The 22,765-nt window shown below is 45.3% G+C and carries 17 protein-coding genes, 8 tRNA genes and 2 pseudogenes; 8 read left to right on the top strand and 19 right to left on the bottom strand.

Annotation, left to right across the window (positions count from 1 at the left end):
• Positions 1–116: 116 nt before the first annotated feature.
• Positions 117–257 (top strand): hypothetical protein, encoded by a 141-nt coding sequence (locus E2K74_RS14510; RefSeq protein WP_153228206.1) that lies wholly within the window; start codon positions 117–119, stop codon positions 255–257.
• Between the two features lie 53 nt (positions 258–310).
• Here the strand turns inward: E2K74_RS14510 and E2K74_RS00200 are convergent, their stop codons facing one another.
• The 11 genes from E2K74_RS00200 to E2K74_RS00150 form a co-directional block, all read right to left on the bottom strand.
• Entirely contained in the window at positions 311–772 is a 462-nt protein-coding gene (locus E2K74_RS00200; RefSeq protein WP_151205962.1) for a DUF2750 domain-containing protein, read from the bottom strand.
• A gap of 71 nt (positions 773–843) precedes the next feature.
• Positions 844–919 (bottom strand) — tRNA-Val (locus E2K74_RS00195).
• A gap of 97 nt (positions 920–1,016) precedes the next feature.
• Positions 1,017–1,093: transfer RNA gene (locus E2K74_RS00190), tRNA-Asp, on the bottom strand.
• 12 nt (positions 1,094–1,105) lie between these two features.
• Positions 1,106–1,181: transfer RNA gene (locus E2K74_RS00185), tRNA-Val, on the bottom strand.
• A gap of 70 nt (positions 1,182–1,251) precedes the next feature.
• A tRNA-Asp gene (locus E2K74_RS00180) sits at positions 1,252–1,328 on the bottom strand.
• A 14-nt stretch (positions 1,329–1,342) separates the two neighbouring features.
• Positions 1,343–1,418 (bottom strand) — tRNA-Val (locus tag E2K74_RS00175).
• 21 nt (positions 1,419–1,439) lie between these two features.
• A tRNA-Asp gene (locus E2K74_RS00170) sits at positions 1,440–1,516 on the bottom strand.
• Between the two features lie 48 nt (positions 1,517–1,564).
• A tRNA-Asp gene (locus tag E2K74_RS00165) sits at positions 1,565–1,641 on the bottom strand.
• A gap of 28 nt (positions 1,642–1,669) precedes the next feature.
• A tRNA-Val gene (locus E2K74_RS00160) sits at positions 1,670–1,745 on the bottom strand.
• A gap of 459 nt (positions 1,746–2,204) precedes the next feature.
• Positions 2,205–2,747 (bottom strand): cell wall-recycling L,D-carboxypeptidase ElsL, encoded by a 543-nt coding sequence (gene elsL / locus E2K74_RS00155; protein WP_151205796.1) that lies wholly within the window; start codon positions 2,745–2,747, stop codon positions 2,205–2,207.
• Positions 2,744–3,181 carry a YbaN family protein gene (locus tag E2K74_RS00150; RefSeq protein WP_151205795.1) on the bottom strand — a complete coding sequence of 146 codons (438 nt, stop codon included), beginning with the start codon at positions 3,179–3,181 and terminating at the stop codon, positions 2,744–2,746. Before E2K74_RS00150 ends, elsL begins: the two co-directional genes overlap by 4 nt.
• An 86-nt stretch (positions 3,182–3,267) precedes the next feature.
• Here E2K74_RS00150 and E2K74_RS00145 point away from each other — a divergent pair, with 86 nt between their 5' ends.
• The 3 genes from E2K74_RS00145 to dapE all read left to right on the top strand — a co-directional run bounded on the left by E2K74_RS00145 (position 3,268) and on the right by dapE (position 5,664).
• Positions 3,268–4,143 (top strand): DUF1853 family protein, encoded by an 876-nt coding sequence (locus E2K74_RS00145; RefSeq protein ID WP_151205794.1) that lies wholly within the window; start codon positions 3,268–3,270, stop codon positions 4,141–4,143.
• Positions 4,144–4,258: 115 nt separating this feature from the next.
• A complete protein-coding gene (locus E2K74_RS00140; protein WP_151204724.1) occupies positions 4,259–4,408 on the top strand; it encodes an entericidin A/B family lipoprotein in 150 nt (49 codons plus the stop codon).
• Between the two features lie 119 nt (positions 4,409–4,527).
• Complete coding sequence (gene dapE, locus E2K74_RS00135; RefSeq protein WP_151205793.1) at positions 4,528–5,664, top strand: succinyl-diaminopimelate desuccinylase; 1,137 nt, start codon at positions 4,528–4,530, stop codon at positions 5,662–5,664.
• A 59-nt stretch (positions 5,665–5,723) separates the two neighbouring features.
• Here the strand turns inward: dapE and E2K74_RS00130 are convergent, their stop codons facing one another.
• The 7 genes and pseudogenes from E2K74_RS00130 to pilG form a co-directional block, all read right to left on the bottom strand.
• A complete protein-coding gene (locus E2K74_RS00130) occupies positions 5,724–6,182 on the bottom strand; it encodes a hypothetical protein (RefSeq protein WP_151205792.1) in 459 nt (152 codons plus the stop codon).
• Positions 6,183–8,543 (bottom strand): annotated as a pseudogene (locus tag E2K74_RS15085) (response regulator); the annotation flags it as partial.
• Positions 8,544–8,813: 270 nt separating this feature from the next.
• Positions 8,814–10,667 (bottom strand): annotated as a pseudogene (locus E2K74_RS15080) (Hpt domain-containing protein); the annotation flags it as partial.
• A 170-nt stretch (positions 10,668–10,837) separates the two neighbouring features.
• Positions 10,838–12,910 (bottom strand): methyl-accepting chemotaxis protein, encoded by a 2,073-nt coding sequence (locus tag E2K74_RS00120; RefSeq protein WP_151204720.1) that lies wholly within the window; start codon positions 12,908–12,910, stop codon positions 10,838–10,840.
• Positions 12,911–12,956: 46 nt separating this feature from the next.
• Positions 12,957–13,493: a chemotaxis protein CheW gene (locus E2K74_RS00115; RefSeq protein WP_151204719.1), complete on the bottom strand. Its 537-nt coding sequence runs from the start codon at positions 13,491–13,493 to the stop codon at positions 12,957–12,959.
• 5 nt (positions 13,494–13,498) lie between these two features.
• Positions 13,499–13,867, bottom strand: a complete 369-nt coding sequence (locus E2K74_RS00110; protein WP_151204718.1) for a response regulator — start codon at positions 13,865–13,867, stop codon at positions 13,499–13,501.
• Between the two features lie 24 nt (positions 13,868–13,891).
• Positions 13,892–14,275 carry a twitching motility response regulator PilG gene (gene pilG, locus E2K74_RS00105; RefSeq protein WP_004784987.1) on the bottom strand — a complete coding sequence of 128 codons (384 nt, stop codon included), beginning with the start codon at positions 14,273–14,275 and terminating at the stop codon, positions 13,892–13,894.
• 285 nt (positions 14,276–14,560) lie between these two features.
• Here pilG and E2K74_RS00100 point away from each other — a divergent pair, with 285 nt between their 5' ends.
• The 4 genes from E2K74_RS00100 (at position 14,561) to E2K74_RS00085 (ending at position 21,324) form a co-directional block, all read left to right on the top strand.
• Positions 14,561–15,208, top strand: a complete 648-nt coding sequence (locus tag E2K74_RS00100; RefSeq protein ID WP_151205790.1) for a hypothetical protein — start codon at positions 14,561–14,563, stop codon at positions 15,206–15,208.
• 51 nt (positions 15,209–15,259) lie between these two features.
• Entirely contained in the window at positions 15,260–16,384 is a 1,125-nt protein-coding gene (locus E2K74_RS00095; protein WP_151205789.1) for an efflux RND transporter periplasmic adaptor subunit, read from the top strand.
• 18 nt (positions 16,385–16,402) lie between these two features.
• A complete protein-coding gene (locus E2K74_RS00090) occupies positions 16,403–19,510 on the top strand; it encodes an efflux RND transporter permease subunit (RefSeq protein ID WP_151205788.1) in 3,108 nt (1,035 codons plus the stop codon).
• A gap of 95 nt (positions 19,511–19,605) precedes the next feature.
• Complete coding sequence (locus E2K74_RS00085) at positions 19,606–21,324, top strand: proline--tRNA ligase (RefSeq protein ID WP_151205787.1); 1,719 nt, start codon at positions 19,606–19,608, stop codon at positions 21,322–21,324.
• Between the two features lie 54 nt (positions 21,325–21,378).
• Here E2K74_RS00085 and E2K74_RS00080 read toward each other — a convergent pair whose 3' ends face one another.
• Positions 21,379–22,749, bottom strand: a complete 1,371-nt coding sequence (locus E2K74_RS00080) for a hypothetical protein (RefSeq protein ID WP_151205786.1) — start codon at positions 22,747–22,749, stop codon at positions 21,379–21,381.
• Positions 22,750–22,765 lie beyond the last annotated feature (16 nt).

Here is a 22,765-nt window from a genome sequence, read left to right as displayed (position 1 = left end):
CCTGAGCTTGATCTTTACTGTGCTACTGCTCATAAAAAGGGGTCTGGACAGCCCCTCTCACTTTAAACAACTGTCTGGACAACGCAGCAGCATATGTCCAGCCATATCCGGATAACTTGAGGGTTATCACGGGCGAACTCGGCTTTCATACGCCACGCGCCCGTGCAATTGCCAAATATGAGGGCTATCAGCATGTCATCAACCTCAGTGCCGCCATTTCTCTGTGTATTCGCTATCACTTCTGGTTAGGCAAATAGTTTGTGTTGATGAGTGGCTCTTCAATGGATATAAGGGTCTATTTAAATACATCCTAATGTAAACGGATCTGCCGCGGCAACGGCAGATCCGGATTTTTAAAAAGTTCGGGTTTTTGTATATAGATCTGATAGAGATAATTTTTAATATCAAGCAGTAACTTTTCTGGCACCACCAGAATATTCTGCCCTTCCGGAGTTAAATCCAGTGAAAGAATGGTCTTTTCCTGACGCAAAAAAGGAATGACTTTCTCAACAAAATCCTTGAGACTGATTTCCTGGACCTGATAATTGGCCCAGTTGTCTTTTATCAGCAGCCTGGCCAAACCCTTGCTTTGCCAGCTGGCAAAAGCCCGCTGTCCGGTCGGAGTCGCACAAAGTGCCCAGCCGTCTTGATAAAGTGCAAAAATGCCTGCATTGGTGACAATCGCTTCAATATACTGTTTATAAGCATATTTGGGATCGTAAGTAGAATTTTGATTTTTTGAGGCGGCTTTGCGCTGATATGGATTTCTCATGGCCATGAAATCTTCAAATTATTATAGACTTTGAATTCTAGGGAATAATCAGATTTTAGGCAAGAAAGATATGGTGGGCGCTGACGGGATCGAACCGCCGACATTCTGCTTGTAAGGCAGACGCTCTACCAACTGAGCTAAGCGCCCTGAGGAATAAAATAGCAGGGCTATTTTATGAAGCAAGACCAACAAGTCTTGATATGAATATCTTAAACTTAGGAGCTTAAGCAGAATGATCTTAGGATGGCGCAGCGGACGGGGCTCGAACCCGCGACCCCCGGCGTGACAGGCCGGTATTCTAACCAACTGAACTACCGCTGCATCGTAAGAATCTGGTGGGCGCTGACGGGATCGAACCGCCGACATTCTGCTTGTAAGGCAGACGCTCTACCAACTGAGCTAAGCGCCCTGATAAAGAGTGTCAATCTTTAGTTTTATTAAATTTAAGCTCAGGGACCTAAATCTAATTTCTCTTGAGATGGCGCAGCGGACGGGGCTCGAACCCGCGACCCCCGGCGTGACAGGCCGGTATTCTAACCAACTGAACTACCGCTGCATCGCAAAAGAATCTGGTGGGCGCTGACGGGATCGAACCGCCGACATTCTGCTTGTAAGGCAGACGCTCTACCAACTGAGCTAAGCGCCCTCAAAAGATCAATCATGTAAATGGCGCAGCGGACGGGGCTCGAACCCGCGACCCCCGGCGTGACAGGCCGGTATTCTAACCAACTGAACTACCGCTGCACTTACACAATGTCACTATTGCGGCAAACGAATATCAAGATCTTAAAGTGGCGCAGCGGACGGGGCTCGAACCCGCGACCCCCGGCGTGACAGGCCGGTATTCTAACCAACTGAACTACCGCTGCACTATAAGGTCTCAACGTGAAAGAAGCTTGGTGGGCGCTGACGGGATCGAACCGCCGACATTCTGCTTGTAAGGCAGACGCTCTACCAACTGAGCTAAGCGCCCTTTCTAAACGTCTTCATCGTTTGATGAGGTGCATTATAGAGAATCCTCACAGACTGTCAAACGCTTTTCTGACTGTTTTCCACTTTTTCAGTGTGAGTGATTAAAAAATAGGTTAATTGTTAAAAAAAACAATACTTTTTGTTTATTTTTTAAGTTTATAGCAAATTTTAAGTGCTTTCTATGAGCAGCGATCTGCACTTTTTTAACTATTAAATGAAAATTTAGGCCAGCAATTACTGAAAACGTCAAGCCTGCTGAAAGATTATACAGGGCCTCAAAACTCTTCAGGTGGTAATCCTGTAATTCAAACATTTTCAGTCTTTCTAGAGTTTTAATATTTTATGATCCAGTACTGTCGCTAACTTTCCTTTCCCTCATATCTCCCTCAGACCATCCAGCAGTGAATTTAACACTCAGGACTTATTCACCTGGTGAAAATAAGTGATATTTCATCTGATTTTATTCATTCATCTGTCTTATTTTTAAAGATTCAGGTTCAATCTCCAGCGGCTGTTCCGAAAGATAGACCAGTGCGTCTTCATTCACCAGACGAAACAGCTCTGCTATATCTGCATTGCGCATCCGGATACAGCCATGTGACCTCGGCGTACCCATTGATTCTGAATCTGGCGTGCCATGAATATAGATATAGCGCTGATAGGTATCGCAGCCTTCGCCCTGATTAAAGCCGGCTTCCAGACCACGAAGCCACAAAATACGACTTAAAATCCAGTCCCGCTCAGGAAACCGGGCTGCCAGCTCAGCATTATAAATCTCACCCGTGGCCTGACGGGCAATAAATACACTGTTTAAAGGCATTTCCTGACCAAATTTTTCTGCCACCTTATGCCAGCCACGCGGGGTCTTGCCACTATTTTCAGTTTCACCTATCCCGTTTTTTCCACTTGAAATCAGATAGCTCTTATTAAAGCGCGGCAAATACAGTTTTTGCTGGGCTAAATCAATCAGAATTTCGGCCTGAGCCAGCTGTAAGTTATTCATGACTTATCATTCTCGGTCTTTTTCTTGATTAAAGAAGATACTGAGGTAGCGATCTGCTCATGTTGCTGGCTCTCTGGCAGGGGTTCAGGACGGCGCCATAACCAAATAGTCACAATCAGCAAGATGATATCAGTAAAGATTTTGACAGCGACAGGTGCTGGGGTCACCAGCATAATGATTCCACTGATCAGCATCATGATACTAGCCAACCATTTGGCCTTACGAGGCACCGTACCATTGGCTCGCCAGGCGCTAAGCGTAGGCCCATATTTTGGATGGTTAAGTAGCCACTCATCCATCTGTGGCCAACCTTTAGAAGCCGCCCAGGCAGCCAGAATTAAAAAGACTGTTGTTGGCATACCCGGCAAAAATGCACCGATAAAACCTAGGATCACAAACACCACCACTAGGCTTCGCCAAAACAACATTTTCATAAATCAGTCCCAACCCCGGAATTAGGGTAGTATAAAGTGTTTTTATCTGCTCTCCGTTATATTTCTGCACTTTCACAGGTCACGTGATGCCCTTTTCCCGTCTAAATCAAAATTTTGTAGAAACATGGCAATGCTATCAGCACCCTTTGGTACGACAACTGGCCTTCGCTGTCGGCAGCCCCAACATCCTGTCCGGACTCCCAGATGAGCTGACGATTGTGCATGGTTTTGAGCTACACAATAACCAGCACTGGCAGCAGCATCTACAGCACTATCATCCGCGCCTGAAATATCTAGATCAGCATCCACAAGAACTGGAATATTTTGTCGGGCAACTGAAAAGCACCCGGCTCGGCCTGCGCTTTGAAATGCTGATCTGGTTCTGGTTATTGGATGATGCTTATCATCCTTACCAGCTTTTAGGACATAGTATTCAGAAAATTGACGGCGCCAAAACACTGGGTGAGCTGGATTTTTTACTGTTAAATAGCGATAGCGGTCTGGTTGAGCATTGGGAAATCGCCCTGAAATATTATCTGGCTGAGGCCGATTTCAGCCTGCCACACTGGTATGGCCTGAACCGCAGTGATACTTTAATCCGGAAAATGAAGCATTTTACCCAGAAACAGTTTCAGTTTACCGAGGCGCTTGGGCATCCTATCCAACAACGTTTTTGTGTGATTAAGGGCCAGCTTTATCTACCACTTCATCGTGCTGATCAGCCCCTGCCCGCATGGATAAATACTGGACGGCGTCTGGGTTTATGGGGACAGCAGATTCCTGATCCCAGCTCCGGTTTTTATCGTCTGCAACGACATGAATGGATTTATCCAAATGCTCAGCCGAGCTGTTTAAAGCCATATTGGTGGACAGATGGATTATATAAAAAAGCAGATCAAGAAGATTTTTATATGTACCGCAATCCCTTACTACTTCCTTTATCTACACATAAGTCACTATAAAACATTACATCTATTAACCGAAGCACTATGAAAACCTCATGTTTTTTAGAACATATATTTTCTAATCTAAGTTCCACATCATAATAATTTTATTATTGATTATATGGAGATGATGATGAAAAAAATTCTTGCTACTTCATTGCTAATGGCTTTTGTATTGACTGGTTGTAATACGTTCAAAGGTCTGGGAAAAGACGTTTCCAAAGCTGGAGATACTGTCACTAATACTGCGGAAAAAACGTCTGAAGAAATCCGTCACAATTAAGTTTTTTCAAGTACCAGGAAGCCCTATCTACGATAGGGTTTTTTTATATGGCATATTCACATTCCAGCTTATATTCCCCTATTATAGAAGCCATAAATTTACCCACTTAAGAATACCCTATGGACTCTTCTGCCACTCTAGACTTAAGCCTGCAACTGTTACGCCAGCCTTCTATTACCCCTCTGGATCATGACTGCCAGACGATCATGGCGGAACGTTTAAAGCAGATCGGCTTTCATATTGAAGCCATGCGCTTTGAAGATGTGGATAATATCTGGGCGCGTAAAGGAACAGAAGACCCAGTATTCTGCTTTGCTGGCCATACGGATGTGGTACCTACAGGAAATCTGGAAGCCTGGAACTCGGACCCATTTCAGCCAGAAATCCGTGATGGCAAGCTCTATGGTCGTGGCAGTGCCGATATGAAAACAGCGCTAGCTGCTATGGTGGTGGCCACTGAGCGTTTTGTAGCAAAATATCCAAATCATAAAGGCTCGATTGCCTATCTGATTACTTCAGATGAAGAGGGTCCCTCCATCAATGGTACGGTAAAAGTCATTGAGACGCTGGAGGCACGCAATGAAAAAATCACCTGGTGTCTGGTGGGCGAACCATCAAGCACACATCAACTCGGCGATATTATCAAAAATGGCCGTCGCGGTTCATTAAATGCCCATCTAACGGTTAAAGGCAAACAAGGCCATGTGGCTTATCCGCAGCTTGCAGTGAATCCGATCCATACTGCCTCTCAAGCTATTGCAGAATTATGTAATACGGTCTGGGATCATGGCAATGCCTATTTCCCGGCCACTTCTTTCCAGATTTCCAATATCAATGCCGGTACGGGTGCAACCAATGTGGTACCGGGCAGCATGGAACTGCTGTTTAACTTCCGTTATTCCACCGAAGTGACTGCCGAAGAACTTAAGGCACGTACCCTTGAGATTCTGGACCGTCATGGGGTGGAGTATGACATTTCCTGGACATTGTCTGGCTCGCCATTTCTGACCCCGGTGGGCGAACTGGTAAATGCTGCCAAAGATGCCATCTTGAGTGTGAAAGGTCGTGAAGCCGAACTGTCTACATCTGGTGGGACCTCGGACGGCCGCTTTATTGCCCCTACTGGAGCTCAGGTGCTGGAACTTGGGGTACTGAACGCCACCATCCACCAGATCAATGAACATGTAGATATTGCCGATCTAGAGCCACTGGCTGAAATTTATGAGCAGATTCTGGTGAACTTACTGAGCCACTAAGCACTAGATGAAGACATAAAAAAGGAACTCCGTAGAGTTCCTTTTTATGTTTATATTTTTTATAGACCGAGTGTAGCCTGAATATGTGCCATATTCGGGATATGGAATAACTGTTCTGCCATACGGACATACTGGAATACGGCAGGATCATAATCGGACTGCTCCGCATCCACCACTTCAGAAATACGTAAACGGATCGTTTTTGGCATTTCATTGCACATCAGGGCAAAACGCTGGTGGATTTCATCCCCTTCAATCACCAGAGCAACCCCCTGTTGCTGAGAAGGCTCATTCACCGCATAGACCGGCAGTTTGGCTTCATGCCACTCTACGGTTTTGACTTGGGTCGAACTATCCAGCGCTGACAAAACAATATTTTGCGGTAATAACATCGGCGCTTTGCCGTGACAGTCAATAATATAAGCATCAATAAATCCGGTAGAGACCGTAATTAAATGCTGTAATTCCTGCTGACTAATCTGATCAGCCATCGTGCTGCTTAAGTTACTCTGACTCATCTATGACCCCTGTTGTACTGCAATGATTTCCTGAATATTCTCCAGCAACTCTGCTTCCTGGAACGGTTTACCCATATAGTGAGTAACCCCCAGACTGAACGCCCGTTCGCGATGTTTTTCACCGGTTCGCGATGTGATCATGATAATTGGCAGGTTACGGTGAATATCATGGTGACGAACCAGGTTGGTCACCTCGAAACCATCCATACGCGGCATCTCAATATCAAGCAGCATCAGATCTGGACGGATATTTTCAAGCTGCTCAATCGCATCGACACCATCTTTAGCAGTTACCACATCATAACCCTGACGTTCTAGCAGACGTGAAGTTACCTTACGCACTGTCACCGAGTCATCCACAATCATCACCAGACGACGTGTATTCGAGTAGCGTGAACTATCACGATGATCTTGCAACTGTTTCAGACGCTGAGTGGTTTGAATCTGACGGGCAATATTCTGACCATCCAGAATCAGACAGACCTGACCATCACCAAGAATCGTTGCACCAGCCACTACGCCAATATTGGCAAACTGCTGACCCACTGGTTTCACGACAATCTGGGCACGTGAGCCGACCAGCTGATCAACCAGCAAGGCAATGGTCTGACCACTATTGCCTTTGATCAGCAGTACCGGAAGTGAATGACCGATATTGTTCAGACGTGGAATTGGCTGATTGGCAACAAATTCGGACAAAGAACGTAGCTTGTAATTTTCATTATCAATCTTGAAGTGGTCATCTTTACTATTAAAGTAAGTTTCCAGTGTTGACGGCGCAATACGGACAATACGGTCAATCTGGGCCAGTGGAATGGCATATTGCTGATCCCCTACTTTCACCATCAGGGCATCGCTGACCGCCACTGTTGTAGGAACGCGAATGCTGAAGGTGGTTCCCTTGCCTAACTCGGACGTCACCGAGACATGACCGCCGAGCAGCTTGATTTGACTTTGTACGACATCCAGCCCGACCCCACGACCGGAAATCTGGGTAACCGCTGTGGCAGTACTAAAGCCAGGATGGAAAATCAGCTGCAAGATTTCTTCCTGATCCAGCATCTGCTCTTCTTTGATGAGGCCCAAGCCAAGAGCCTTTTCCCGAATTTTTCCGGCATCAATGCCTTTACCGTCATCACTGAAGGAAACGATAACATCTGTCCCCTGGCGGCTAATATTTAATACAATAGCGCCCACTTCCGGCTTGTGCAGTGCAAGACGCTCAGCGCGATCTTCCAGACCATGGTCAATCGCATTACGCAGCATATGCTCAAATGGGGTCACCAGACGTTCCAGAATATTACGGTCCAATTCACCTTCATTATTTTGTACGATTAATTCGGCAGGACGGCTCAAGCTGGTCGATGTCTGACGTACAATACGTTGTAAACGTGGCAACATGCGGTCAAATGGAACCAGACGGGTACGCATCAGGCTCTCCTGAATCTCGGCCTGAATCCGTGACTGTTGCAATAACAAGCCTTCAGTTTCCCTAATCTTGTCTGCCAGGGTACTTTTGAAATCTACCAAGTCAGATGCCGATTCCGCCAGAGATTTAGACAACTGGTTCAAAGAAGAATATTGGTCCATTTCCAGGGGGTCAAAGTCTGCATAACGCGAGTTTTCTGAACCGTGTTTGGCAATAATCTGGGATTCCAGCTCACCTTCCATTCGGCGTAACTGATCGGCCAGACGCTTGATCGCAAGCTCCATCTCGTTCAGGGTATTGCCCAGCTGCCCCAAATCCATTTCGATACGGGAACGGTTAATCGCGTTCTCACCCGACAGGTCAATCATCTTCTCCACCAGATCGGCCGAGATACGGATCATCTCATTGCTGGTATCGCCCGTACCCGTATGCGCCCACTCACCCATCATCTGAGGTGGTTCAGTACCATCACCTTCTATAAACTCGAAACTAGGAACCGCAGCCAGATGTTCAGTTTTGGCCAGGTGTTCAGGCAATTGTGCCGTTACATCTACATACTGGATCTTTGCCAGACCGCTTTGAATCTGCCCAACATTGCTATAGTCACGCTGGAAAATTGCCTGTTTTAGCCAGGCCAGCGTTTTTTGCAACAGGCCATCATACGCATTCGAGTTAAAATGATAGACTGCAAACTGCTCAAAAGTAGTTTCCAGCTCATAGGCAATGCTCGCAACCGTTTCATTGTCAATCATACGTGCGCCACCTTTAATGCTGTGGGCGGCACGTTGTAATTGTAGTAACAAGCTACGGTCACTACGCTGTTCAAACCATTGCTTCAGCAATTTTTCTGCATTGTCGAGAACCTCTTCAGATTCTTCCAGGAAGCTTTCTTCAACAATAGATTTCAGCTCATCCTCTGCCGAAAGCTCGGCAGTAACTGCCACTACTTCAAGACCAGATTCTATTGCTGCCGGTTTTTCAGATATCAGCTCATCAGTGCTGTCATCAGCAGTTTCAACTATCAACTCATTTGCTAAATCACCCAGCGCATCAGCCTGCGCTGTATTCTCCAGCTCAACACTTGCTGGTACTCCCGTTTCAACAGGTGTCTCAACCGCCTGTCCTGCTGCCAGCGTCTGAATATTTTGCAGAATTGCAATTGCTTCAGGTGCCGGATAGTCAATGCCTTCATCACGCATCGCCTGGATACGGTCAGAAACGTTGTCCTGTACCAGACGAATCATCTGGATTAAAGCGGGAGTGACCTGAATTTGCTGGCGAATAATCCGCTCATAAATACTTTCCAGTTCATGCGCAATTGCACCAATATGTGACGCCATAATCATGTTTGCGCCCCCTTTCAAGGTATGCAAATGGCGCATCAGATTATTTAATGAAGCCGTGTCATTTTGTTTTTTGGTCCAGCTATTCAGGTCTTCATCAATACTGACCAACAATTCATCTGCTTCTTCCAGGAAAATATTCAGCAGGTCTTCATCAAAGTCACGCTGTGCCTCACTACTTTCCAGCAGCTGACGGTCTGCGGCAATCCGCTGGCTTAGTACAGCAAAATCCACACTGCCCGTAGTAGCGGCTTCAGCTAATGGCTCTGTTTGAATGAACGTATTTTCTACCGGAGTTTCTGTACACTCATCCTTCAAGATTTCCAGATCCTGCTGTACAAATGCCGACAGTTCGCCCAGGGTCTTATGCACTTGTTCGCTTAAGATCACCCGCTGTCCCGCTGCCAGTGTATCGAACAGATGAATGAATTCCTGATGCGCCTGCGCAAACAGCTCATAAGCATAATTACTGCCGAGCAGTACCGGCTTTTCCAGCAAGGCATCATAGGCCAGTTTCAAATCAGCAGTAAACTCATGGATGCCAAGTGCCGCGCGATTATCGGTATGTGCAAGCAGTTCCGCTGCCTGCTGGCTTAAAGCCTGAATATATTCCGGATAATCCATCTGGGCACGTTTATCAAACTCAAACTCGGCATCCAGCAACAGATCAATATTCAGCTCAACCAGTTTGGAAACCAGACCTTGAGTTTCCGGACGATCTGCTTCACTGGCTGCATAGCCATAATCATCCCAAACCTTGATGAAAGTAGCATAGACCTTGTTCAGGGCTTCCTGCTCACTCTGGCCCAATAAATGCAAATAATCACTGATAAATTCAGCATACTGGATCAATAAAGCCGTCTCTTTAGAGGTCGAAACGATTTCATCCTGCACCAGGGTTTTAAACAAATGTTCCACTTTGGAGCTGGCATCAAAAATCTGCTCGATTTGCGCCATGGATGAACTGCCACGTAAAGTATGAATGGCACGAATCAGGGCATTATAATCCTGAGTTTTTTCATCTTCATTGCCCAGGAATCTGGCAATTGTTTCAAGATGCTCTTCTGCTTCTTCAATAAAGATTGCAACAGTTTCATCAATATCATTCTGAGCCATCGTGTCCTGATTTTCAGCGGCCTGTTCTGGACTAAGCGGAGCACTATCAAGCTCGCTGCTGGAACTGTCTGCCAATTCAAGACCTGTGATCTGACCTTCAGCCGTCAAGCTGTCTGCCAACTGCAAGAGTTCTTCTAGAGCTGGCTCAGGTGAAATTTGTTGTTGTAATTGTTGTCCCAACAGGATGACTGGGCGCAAATCAACATCCAGCTCCCGCACCTGCTTAAATTTTGGATATAAAATAAACTGGTAAATATTCAGTACAGCTTTGGCATATTGCTGAATCACCGGTGTTAGCTGAATCGAGCCTGAGAGGACCCGGTTTAAGCTATCCTCAACTGCCCACGCAATTTCCCCGGCTGTTTTTGCCCCTACCATCCGCCCTGAACCTTTCAGGGTATGGAAATGGCGACGAATCGTAGTCAGCGTCTCCTGCTGACCTGGATTGGCAAACCATTCTGGAAATAAAGCATTTAACTCAACGAAGATCTCTTCGATTTCTTCAACAAAGATTTCAAGAATTTCTGCATCTTGATCAAGATAACTATCTTCAGGAAGCGTTGTCGTTTCAACTAAATTTTTTAATATTTCTTTCATAGCTCATGCTTCTTACGTTGTGCCGCCAAGAAGGGCGCTCAAACTTAATTGTCATCGTCACGCGAGACCTAACGTTATGAAGTTAAGTACATCTTGTCGAGGCTTTATATCTGTATGTCCCAATGCGCCTCAACCTAGATCAAGGCACATTTACCCCATATGCTCTAACTTTATTCTGGCAGTTTAAAGTCAGATACAGATTCACGTAATGCATCGGCCATGTTTGCCAACTCAGAAACAGAGCGGGCTGTGTCAAAAGTTGCACTCGTGGTTTGCGACGTAATTTCCTGAACCACGTTCATCGTGGTCGCAATATGACCTGCAGAAGCAGACTGCAGTTTTGCTGCATCAGAAATGCTTGCGATCAGTTTTGCCAAGTTATTCGATACAGTTTGAATCTCGTCCAGTGCTACACCGGCATCTTTAGACAGGTTCGCACCACGCACAACCTCGGCTGTGGTTTGTTCCATCGAAATTACCGCTTCGTTGGTATCGGTCTGAATCGTTTTTACCAGGCCTTCAATCTGCTTGGTTGCAGAGGCAGAACGTTCCGCAAGACGTTGTACTTCATCCGCGACAACCGCGAAACCACGACCGGCCTCACCTGCCATCGACGCTTGAATTGCAGCGTTCAAGGCAAGAATGTTGGTCTGGTCAGCAATATCGTTAATCAGGGCAACGATGTTACCAATTTCCTGTGAAGATTCACCCAGACGTTTAATACGCTTCGAGGTTTCCTGAATCTGTTCACGAATGGTGTCCATCCCCTCAATTGAGCGGTTTACAACGTCTGCACCATTGGCAGCAATTTGTACCGAACGTTCCGCAACCATGGCAGATTCTTCAGCGTTTGAAGATACCTGGTCAATCGACATTGCCATTTCGTTAATGGCAGCAGAAGCACCGGCAATTTCTTGGGCCTGGTGTTCAGAAGCTTCCGCTAACTGGTTGGTAATGCTTTGTGTGGTTGCCGTATATTGCGCTACTTCATGTGAAGTTTCGGTAATACGTGATACCAGATCACGTAACTGGTCAATCGCAAAGTTAATCGAGTCGGCAATCGCACCGGTAAAGTCTTCAGATACTGTCGCATATGAACGTAAGTCACCATCTGCAAGGTCAGCAATCTCGTCCAATAAACGTAGAATCGCATTCTGGTTACGGTCATATTCATCTTGCAGGCGTGTTACACGCTGTTTATCCGATGCTCCACGCAGGGATAGCAGTTTGAATACACAGATCAGGAAGCCAATCAATAACAGAATTAATAAAACCGCTGGAAGAATCGTCGTCAGACCGGCTTTGCTTGACAGTTTATTTAGATTATTCAGCAGCACGTCAGATTCGGTGAAAACCGCAGCAGAAGCTTGACGAACGTTGACAATTTGAGTCGAGTTTTTCAGGATCGTTGCAGACGCAGACTGCAATACATCATCATATTCAGCCTTGATTCCTTCCAGAGATTCACGCAGGTTCGGATCATTGACACGTTCTACACCCAGTTCAGCAGAACCGTTCAATTGGGCATTTAAATAAGAACCAAAAGTTTCCGTATCGGCACTGAAGTCATCCGCTGATTCACGGGAACCATCGCTACCCGTCAATACCAAACTGATTGAACGCAAGATACGTTCTGCAATAAATACCTGGTTTTTCGCAATAACAACCTGGTTAGAAGGCATGTTCTGACGCGCCATCTGGTCAACCATCAGGTTATATTCTGCCTGAATTCCCGGGATGGCTTCACCAATCGCGATGTTAGTATCATACAGCTGGTTAATGATTTTTTGTTGTGAAGCAATCAGGTCAATATTAGATGACATCTTGCTCCACTGTTGGTTCACCGTGTCCAGTGCTTCATTGTCCGGATGAATACTTTTCACTGTTTCCAGGTTTTCAGCAAACGCTTTTTGTGATTCGGTCAGGCTTTTCATCGCTTCAGGTGTTCCCGAAGCAGTGGCTTCTGTCGCCTGACGTGAAATCATTTGCGAAAGTAGGCGTAAATCACCCAGACTTTGAGTCAGCTGGTTGGTACGTGGCACGCTATAGAAAAGATATAGCAAGGTAATGAGTGCCGCGAGTAGACAGCCTATTGCCCCGTAAATAAGCGGCTTAGACTTTTCACTGTCACCAAATACACGTGATAACTGATCTGTTTGTGATTGAATCTTGGCTAAAAAAGCATTGCCACTTTTGCGGCTGGTACTTTCACCTGTATTCTTCTTTTTAAGTTTAAAGCCCATGCAGCTTCTCCCCGATTTACGCCTTTATTACTTTCGTGTGCGACGTTTAATTTATAAATTTTATTGACGCGTTCATAAATTTTGGATTTTGCAACAAACGACTGAATAAGAAGACATGCCATTGCTGGTTATGCTGGTGAAAAAATCCCTGACAGTAGTCTTGCAGGTTTTTATCCAATTCAGTGGTCTTAGAAAAGAAACTTTTCTTGTTAAAGTGTTGAATCCCCAAAACTTGATCAACGACCAAGCCGACATAATGGTCATTATGATGTATACATAATACTTTTTGAGTAGGCAAAAACTGACTGGCATGCCCCGAAACATATTGTGCCAGATCAGAAACAGACAACAGTCTTCCCCGGATATTCGCCAAACCTAACACCCAGGATTGCGTATTAGGAACTGGCGTATATTTTGGAGGATAGATCACTTCAGATACTTCCCCCAGCGGCGCAACAAAATATTGCCCCATCATCTCAAAAGCGATACCTGACCATCGGTTGACTTCATTTTCATTGGAAACGTAGTTTTTATTCCCCCGTTTCGCAATGCGAAGCAATTCGATAAATCCATTTGCTGCCATAGAGCTTATCCTGCATTGAGGTGTTGCTTAATCACATCAATTAATTGTTGTTCATCAACAGGCTTGGTCAAGTAGTCCGCAGCACCCTGCCGTTTACCCCAAACGCGGTCAGTGGCCTGATCCTTGGTACTTACGATCACAATCGGAATATGCTTGGTGGTTTCGCCACGCGCAATCTGACGGGTCGCCTGAAAGCCGTTTACCCCTGGCATTACTACATCCATCAGCACCAGATCAGGCAACTCTGCCTGCGCCATGGTGACCCCATCGGCGCCATTGGCTGCTTCAATCACCTCAAAGCCATGTTTGCTAAGAATCTCTCTAAAGCGAAAGGTTTCTGTCGGTGAGTCATCTACAATTAAGATACGTGCCATGCCATTCCCCAAAAAAATCAAATATTAAGCACTAATGTGGTTACGGATTGCGTTAAGCAATTCATCTTTACTGAAAGGTTTAGTTAAATATTCATCCGAACCGACAACACGACCTTTGGCCTGATCAAATAAACCGTCTTTACTCGAAAGCATAATCACAGGAATATTCTGATAGTTCTGTGAGTTTTTGATCAAGGCACAGGTTTGATAGCCATCCAGACGCGGCATCATGATATCGACAAAAACAATATCCGGATTAGCTTCTGCAATTTTAGACAATGCTTCAAAACCATCAACGGCAGTGACGACTTCATAGCCTTCGCGTTGCAGTAAAGTTTCTGCGGTACGGCGAATTGTTTTTGAGTCATCAATGACCATAACTTTTAAATTCTGGAATTTATCATCCATTTATTGCCCCGTCCCCTTTTAGAAATGATATGCCATAAGGCTGATAGCATTATTTTATTACGATTCGCTAACATTTTTAACACAAACTTACTTATATTATCAATGAGCATTTTTTGTACAAGTTGGCAGAGTTTACAAATTACAAGAACTGCTTCACACTTTATTTATACTGGTGATTTTTTTTTGATTAACGGTGGTTTTTTATTGAAGAATTTGAGTCTAATATAACCATATTATTACTTTAAAATAAGTAATTTAGTCAACTTTAAATTTGGGGAGCCAATGATGGGTCAGTTTTCGGAAAAACTTGCTGTCATTGATAAAAATAAAATGACTGGCCAATTCATTCTTGTACTTGCCTTATTTGCGCAGGTGAGCCTGAGCTATGCCAATACCCAGCAAAACCCACAAAAAGCCACCTGGTATCGCTATTATGACAGCAAAGGTGTGGCCAATATCAGCACCAATGTCACCCCCAATCATATTCATTATGGTTATGAAGCACTTGATCAGAATATGCAGGTGATTAAGCGCGCGCGCCCTTATAATGCCGAGCTGGATATCAAGCAGGCACCGCAACGTGCCCAGCAGGCAAAGCGTCTGGCCGAGGACCAAAAACTTAAACGTGCCTATAACAGCAGCCATATAGCCTCCCAGAAAAAGACCGAAGCCCTGAACCAGTTGAAAAAGCAGATTAACTTTCAACAGGAACAAATGAAGCAGTTACAAAAAGACCGGATCATGTTTGTACGTCAGGAACGTGAATATTTACGTAAAGGCAAAGCACCGCCTGCGGCTTTAAAAACCAGCCTGCAAAACAACCAGAAAAATCTCACTTTCCAAAAAGAGAATATTCAGTCTTTACAAAGTCGCTATCGAAACCTGGAAGCAGAATACGACAGAATTATTGCTCGTTTACAAGCACTTGAATAAACATATAAAACTTGTCGTTGCTTTTGGCGACCACAAGTATGAAGGACTCTTATGCAATCTGCACCGCCTCATCTTTTGGATATGCCCTCTCCGCGCTCAGTCTTGATGATGAGTGCACTTTGCTTAAATTTACTGCTACTTGGCTGTGGTCAAAATGAGTCAGCCCCCCAAGCAACGACTCCCCAAGCAATTGAACTGATTCCTCAAGATCTGGTGGCGGTGAAAGCCGGCAATTCAGTCCAGAAAACCGCTTTTACCGGTACAATTCGTGCCGTAAATCAAAGCAGCATTCAGGCCCAGGTCACAGCAACGGCTACCAGCGTCAATGCCCAAGTAGGTCAGACAGTGACTAAGGGGCAGCTTCTGGTCCGGTTAAACAATCAGGATAATGCAGCCCGTCTGGCTCAGGCTCGTGCCAATCTGGCTGCGACTCAGGCGCAGGCCAATCAGGCCCGCACTATGATGCAGCGAAAGAAACGCCTGCTGGATCAGGGCTTTATTTCTCAGGTTGAATATGAGCAAAGCCAGGTAGACTACCGGGCCCAACTGGAAAATGTACACGCCCAGCAAGCCAATGTAGATATTGCTGAAAAGGCTGATCATGATGGAATAATCACCAGCCCTATGAACGGTGTAATTACTCAGCGTCAGGTTGAGCCTGGACAAACAGTCGCAGTAGGCCAAACCCTATTTGAAATTGTGGATCCGAATCAGGTGGAAATTCAAGCACGTGTACCGAGTGACATGCAGGCCAGCCTGCGCCCGGGTCATCGAATTGAATACCGGCTTCAAGGCAATCCGGATCAGCTCACCGCAGTCATTAGCCGGGTCTCCCCGATTGCAGATCAGGCCAGTCGCCAGATCGAATTCTTTGCAGCTCCGAATGAAAGCATCTCTTCTTTAAGTATTGGTTCTTTTGTTGATGGCTCTATTTTAAGCTCGCGGCAGCTGTCAGGACAAATACTTCCTCTGGATACCATCCAGAATATTCAAAACCAGCCCTTTGTCTGGGTAATTCGTCAAAACAAGATCAAGCGAGTCAATATAGAGATATTGGAGCAACGCTATAATGATAATATCGCCGTGGTCAGAGGCTTGGAAACAGGCGATCAGGTCAGTCGTATTGCTTTTACCGAAGCAGATCTGAACAAGGCCGTGACTTTGGGTTCTCCCTAATCTGACAGGATTATTACTATGTGGTTTACCCGAATCAGTGTGAAATACCCAGTCTTCACCATCATGATGATGTTCTGTTTGATGGTGCTGGGGCTGGCTTCCTGGCAACGGATGGGCGTAGAGGAGTTCCCGGATGTCGATTTTCCGTTTGTGGTGGTATATACCACTTATCCGGGTGCATCTCCTGAAACGGTTGAATCAGAAATTACCAAAAAACTTGAGGATCAGATCAATACCATTTCTGGTTTAAAACAGGTAATTTCCCAATCCAGTGAAGGCTTGTCGATGATCACGGCCGAATTCAATCTGGATATTCCCTCCACCACAGCCGCTCAGGATGTGCGGGACAAAATTGCGTCGGTAACGGCCGAATTTCGTGATGAAATTCAGGAACCGGTAGTCGAGCGCTATGATCCGACAGCGAATGCCATCATGTCGATTGTCTTCAAGTCAGACAATATGGACTTAAAAGCCCTCAGCTCTTACTTAGATCAGCGGATTGTGCCACAGCTGCGCACTGTTCCCGGCGTAGGTACCGTGAACCTGCTCGGTGATGCACAACGTCAAATCCGGATTCAGGTTGAACCTGAAAAACTGCGTGCTTTCGGGATTGGGGTAGACAGTGTGATAAATACCCTTAAAGCTGAAAACATTGAAGTGCCGGGTGGTACTTTAAAATCTGGCAATTCTGAACTGGTGATTGAGATCAATTCTAAAGTCCTGCATCCCCTGGCCTTTGGAGATTTAATTGTTGCCAACAAAAATGGCGCGCCCATCTTCCTGAAACAGATTGCACAAATTGAAGACAGTCAGGCTGAGCTTGAAACAGGGGCTTTTCTGGATGGCAAGGCTGCTGTCGCCATTGATATTTTGCGTAGCTCGGACGCCAATGTGATTGAGGTCGTGGATCAGACCTATAAGACGCTGGAAAGCATCAAAACTCAATTACCCTCGGGCACTAGTTTGGAAGTCGTGGTAGATGCTTCGAAAAGTATTCGTGGCACGATTAGCGATGTGGCGCGTACCATCATTGAAGGCGCTGTGCTTGCGGTATTGATTGTCCTGCTATTCTTAGGTTCATTCCGTTCGACCGTGATTACCGGCCTGACCTTGCCGATTGCCCTGCTGGGTACTCTGACTTTTATCTGGGCCTTTGGCTTTACCATCAATATGATGACCTTACTGGCTCTATCTCTCAGTATTGGTCTGCTGATTGATGATGCGATTGTGGTACGGGAAAATATTGTCCGGCATGCCGATATGGGCAAAGATCATGTTACCGCAGCCCTGGAAGGTACCCAAGAAATCGGCCTTGCTGTTCTGGCTACGACATTGACTATTGTCGCAGTCTTTCTGCCTGTCGCCTTTATGGGCGGGATTATTGGACGTTTTTTCTATCAGTTTGGGGTGACAGTCAGCACCGCCGTTCTCATTTCCATGTTTGTCAGTTTTACGCTCGATCCGATGCTTTCTGCGCATTGGGCAGAAAAGCAAAAAGATCCGAACAAACGTCCTGGAGCAGTTAAACGCTTTTTCATGTGGATTTCACATCACCTGGACAATTTAAGCCAGGTCTATGAAAAACTGCTCAAGCTGGCTCTGCGCTTCAGGCTGCTTACGCTCCTGATTGCATTCGCTTCTCTGGTCGGTGCATTCGGACTGTCCAAACTGATCGGCACTGAATTTGTACCCGTCCCCGACAAAGGTGAAATCCGCATCAAATTTGAAACTCCGGTCGACGCCTCTCTTGAATATTCACAAGCCAAGCTGCAACAAGTAGATGCTATTATCCGTCAGCATCCGGATGTGCGTGCGACCTATGGCGTGATTAACGGTGTCACCGACCGCGGTAAAAACCATGTCAGTCTGCGTGTAAGCGTTACCCCACGCACTGAACGCGAAAAAACACTGACTGATTTAAATAATGAATTCCGTCATCGCCTGCAATCGGTGGCCGGTATTATGGTTACCTCGGTGGCTTCTGCCGATGAAACCGTATCTGGCGGTCAAAAGCCAATTATGATTTCAATTAAAGGGCCTGAACTGAGTGAATTACAGAAAATTTCTGATCGCTTTATGCAGGAAATGACTAAAATCGAGGGTATCGTCGATTTAGAGTCCTCCTTAAAAGCGCCTAAACCAACTTTAAGCATACAGGTTAATCGTGTTCTGGCCAGTGATCTCGGTTTATCGGTCAACCAGATTGCCAATGTCGTCCGCCCTCTGATTGCTGGTGATGACGTCACTACCTGGCAAGATGAACAAGGCGAAACCTATGATGTCAACTTGCGTCTCACTGAAGACCAACGCACGCTTCCAGGTGATTTACAGAACATGTACATCACTTCAAATAAAACTGATGCTGCGGGGCAACCGATCCTGATTCCGCTATCCAGCGTGGCAAATTTTGAGGAAAAACTTGGCGCTTCACAGATTAACCGGCGTGATCTGGCACGTGAGGTACTGGTTGAAGCCAATACTGCTGGCCGACCTGCGGGCGACATCGGCTCGGATATAGAAAAACTGCAAGCCAGTTTCGAGCTTCCGCCTGGTTATAGCTTCGACACTCAAGGCTCAAATGCCGATATGGCTGAGTCTGCCGGCTATGCCCTAACCGCAATTACCTTATCGATCGTATTTATTTATATTGTGTTGGGTTCGCAGTTCAACAGTTTTATTCATCCCGCCGCCATTATGGCCTCCCTGCCGTTATCACTGGTCGGAGTATTTTTAGCCCTTTTCCTGTTTAACTCGACCATGAACCTGTTCTCGATCATTGGCATTATCATGTTAATGGGCTTGGTCACCAAGAATGCGATTCTGCTGATTGACTTTATTAAAAAGGCGATGGACCGGGGAGAAGCGCGTTATGCTGCCATTATTGCAGCCGGTAAAACCCGTTTACGTCCTATTCTGATGACCACCAGTGCCATGGTCATGGGTATGGTGCCGCTTGCACTTGGACTAGGCGAAGGTGGAGAGCAAAGTGCGCCTATGGCACATGCAGTCATTGGCGGAGTCATTACCTCGACCCTGCTTACCTTGGTTGTAGTACCGGTAATTTTCACCTACCTGGATGATTTAAAGAATTTTATGCTGCGCCATCTGCGTAAAATCATGTCATAATTTAAATCACAAGCATGAGGTGATATTCAAAAATGATCACCTCATTTTTTATTGTATAATCTCTGCTTTAACGCTTAATTTTTAGGACAGTTTCCATGCGCGCGAGTCGCTTTTTATTTGCAACGTTAAGAGAAACCCCGAATGATGCTGAAGTTATTTCACATCAGCTGATGCTTCGTGCCGGTATGATTCGTAAGTTGGCTTCAGGTCTATACACTTGGCTGCCGATGGGCGTTCGCGTATTAAATAAAGTGGCTGCGATCGTTCGTGAAGAAATGAATAATGCCGGTTCACTTGAAGTCTTTATGCCTGTAACCCAACCGGCTTCACTTTGGGAAGAGTCAGGCCGTTATGTAGAATATGGTCCTGAACTGTTACGCTTTAAAGATCGTCATGACACTCCTTTTGTGCTGGGTCCAACGCATGAAGAGGTCATCACGGATCTGGCACGTAATGAATTAAAGAGCTACAAACAGCTGCCAGTCAACTTCTATCAGGTACAAACCAAATTCCGTGATGAAATTCGTCCACGCTTTGGTGTCATGCGTTCACGTGAATTCATCATGAAAGATGCTTATTCTTTCCATGCCAATCAGGAATCACTGCAAAAAACCTATGATGCAATGTATGAGGCCTACTGCAAAATCTTTAGCCGTTTAGGTCTGGATTTCCGTCCGGTGCAGGCAGATACAGGTTCAATCGGGGGGTCTGGTTCGCACGAATTCCATGTTTTGGCTTCTAGCGGTGAAGATGATATTGCATTCTCAACTGAATCAGACTATGCAGCTAATATTGAAATGGCTGAAGCAATTTTAGTCGGTGAGCGTGCTGCTCCAGCTCAAGCACTGAAAATTGTTGAGACTCCCAATCAAAAGACCATTGCTGATGTTTCTGCATTCTTAGCGACTGATCCTGCGCATTCAGTTAAAGCCCTGCTGGTTCAAGGTGTTGCTACTGAAGAAGCCAAAGCTGTACCAGTGGTTGCGTTATTCCTCCGAGGTGATCACGAGCTAAATGAAATTAAAGCTGAAAAGCATCCTTTAATTGCAGCGCCACTGACTTTTGCCACTGAAGAGCAAATCAAAGCGCTTGGTTTGACTGCCGGTTTTGTAGGCCCACAGGGTCTGGTAGAAAAAGGGATTACCGTCATCGTTGATCGTGCTGCGTCTGTACTGTCTGACTTTGTTGCGGGTGCCAATGAAGCGGACAAACATGCGACTGGTGTCAACTGGGAGCGTGATGCACAGTTTACTGAAGTTTATGACCTGCGTAATGTGGTGGAAGGCGATCCTTCTCCAGATGGTAAAGGCATACTTCAAATTAAACGTGGTATCGAAGTCGGTCATATCTTCCAGCTAGGTAAAAAATACTCTGAAGCTTTAGGCGGTAAAGTTCTCGGTGAAGATGGCAAGCCGTTCACTGTGACCATGGGTTGTTACGGTATTGGTGTAACCCGTGTGGTTGCTTCTGCCATTGAGCAGAACTTTGATGAAAAAGGCATTATCTGGCCAATGGCCATTGCACCATTTGAAGTTGCGATTGTGCCAATGAATGCACATAAATCACCACGCACTCTGGAAGCTGCCGAAGCACTCTATACTGAGCTTCAAGCTGCGGGCTTTGATGTGCTTCTGGATGACCGTAATGAGCGCCCAGGCGTAAAATTCTCTGATCTTGAGTTAACGGGCATTCCACACCGGATCGTGGTGGGAGAAAAAGGTTTGGATGCAGGCACCTTTGAATACAAAGGTCGTCGTGATGCAGAATCAGTCAACCTGTCTAAAGAAGAGTTACTGGCTAAAATTGCCAAATAATTCTTGTTAAAATGAAAATCCCGCTCAAATAGCGGGATTTTTTATAGGCATCCGTTAGCAGAATCTATGCCCGCCAAAGCAGTTTGGTTTAAAGTTTTGTCCTTGCAGACTCAAGTTGGTTAAAGGAAAATCTAAAGTTGTAGAACCCATAGGCACATTACCAACCACTAATGCGGAACCACCTATACATCCTGTTAAAAGGTTGCCACAATTTCGCGGGTTCTCCGTTAAATCTTTATTAATTCCAGCAATGGTTTGCTTCAAGACTTCATCCGTAATTGCAACTTCAGTATTTGGGCTCAAACTTCCAAGTTCGACTTCATCCTCCATTGCCAGCCACCAACCTTTATTTGCCCCGACAGCCGCACCCGGCCATAAGATACTTTCAGCTTGTAAAGATAATGAGGCAGGATTATTCAAATACAGAGCATGAATTAAGCCCAAACTCTGATTCACAGTAATATCTGTTTTCAAGCCTGTAATATTACCCGATACCTGCTTATCTAAATTTAAGAGTCCTAATACTTTAGCCGTTAATTGCCCACTAAAATCAATCTTCCCAACTGTACCACTGCCTTTTAACATTACATCTTTCATTCGCGTCCCGGATACAATGGTAGAGTTAATTGTAAAAGGAGCAGAAGTTGAAGATAAGTTTAAATTATAAGAATCAGAGGTATAAGAAACATTATGACAAGGATCTAAAAAACCACCTACACAAGTTGTACCCGAGCTACTGCCCAATAAACGTCCTGAAACTTCCCCATTAATTTTTAACTGGGTATCTGCATAAGTCATAGAACGACTACCTGTTACAGCTACACCGGATGCCGTTTTGGTTTTCATATAACCACTAAAGCTATTAATTCCATTCGGAATACCATTACCTTTTGCATCCTGGTCATTATGTGTACCCAAAGTTAACAGCCCTGCAATTTTTTCTGCACTCACGCGGAAGCCAAGAACCTGTCTGGTTGCTGCCGAATCTGGATTTTTAATCGCAATCTGGACAAAAGGATTGGTAATTTTAGCTGAAGAGGCTGCTCGTTGATCGGCTGTATAATTTGTATTAATACTGCCATCCGCATTTAAGGGCAAGCCGCTCAAACCAAGATTATCAATATCAATATCACAACTTGCAGCACGAATAGCATTATTTTCACCACCACAGCCTAGCTGTAGTTTTTTAATATTGGCATTCAGTTCCATTTCAGCACTAAGAGCAAGTTTATAAAATCCCATATTGGTTTGATTATAAGATTTACCTTGCGCATCAGTGGCACTAATTCCTTTCTGGTATTCAAGGTTGATTAAAGCTTGGCCCTCTACTTCAGATAATTGCTCATCATTTAATATGGTCATCGCGTAGGTATGAGAGAAACTAGTAAATGTACCCACCAGTAATGCAATTAAAGATTTTTTCATAATTTTATCCTTTATT

The sequence above is a fragment of the Acinetobacter sp. RF15B genome, from assembly GCF_007558235.1.
In the GTDB taxonomy this organism is placed as follows: Bacteria; Pseudomonadota; Gammaproteobacteria; order Pseudomonadales; family Moraxellaceae; genus Acinetobacter; species Acinetobacter lwoffii_C.
This window is presented reverse-complemented; position numbering and strand designations above follow the sequence as displayed.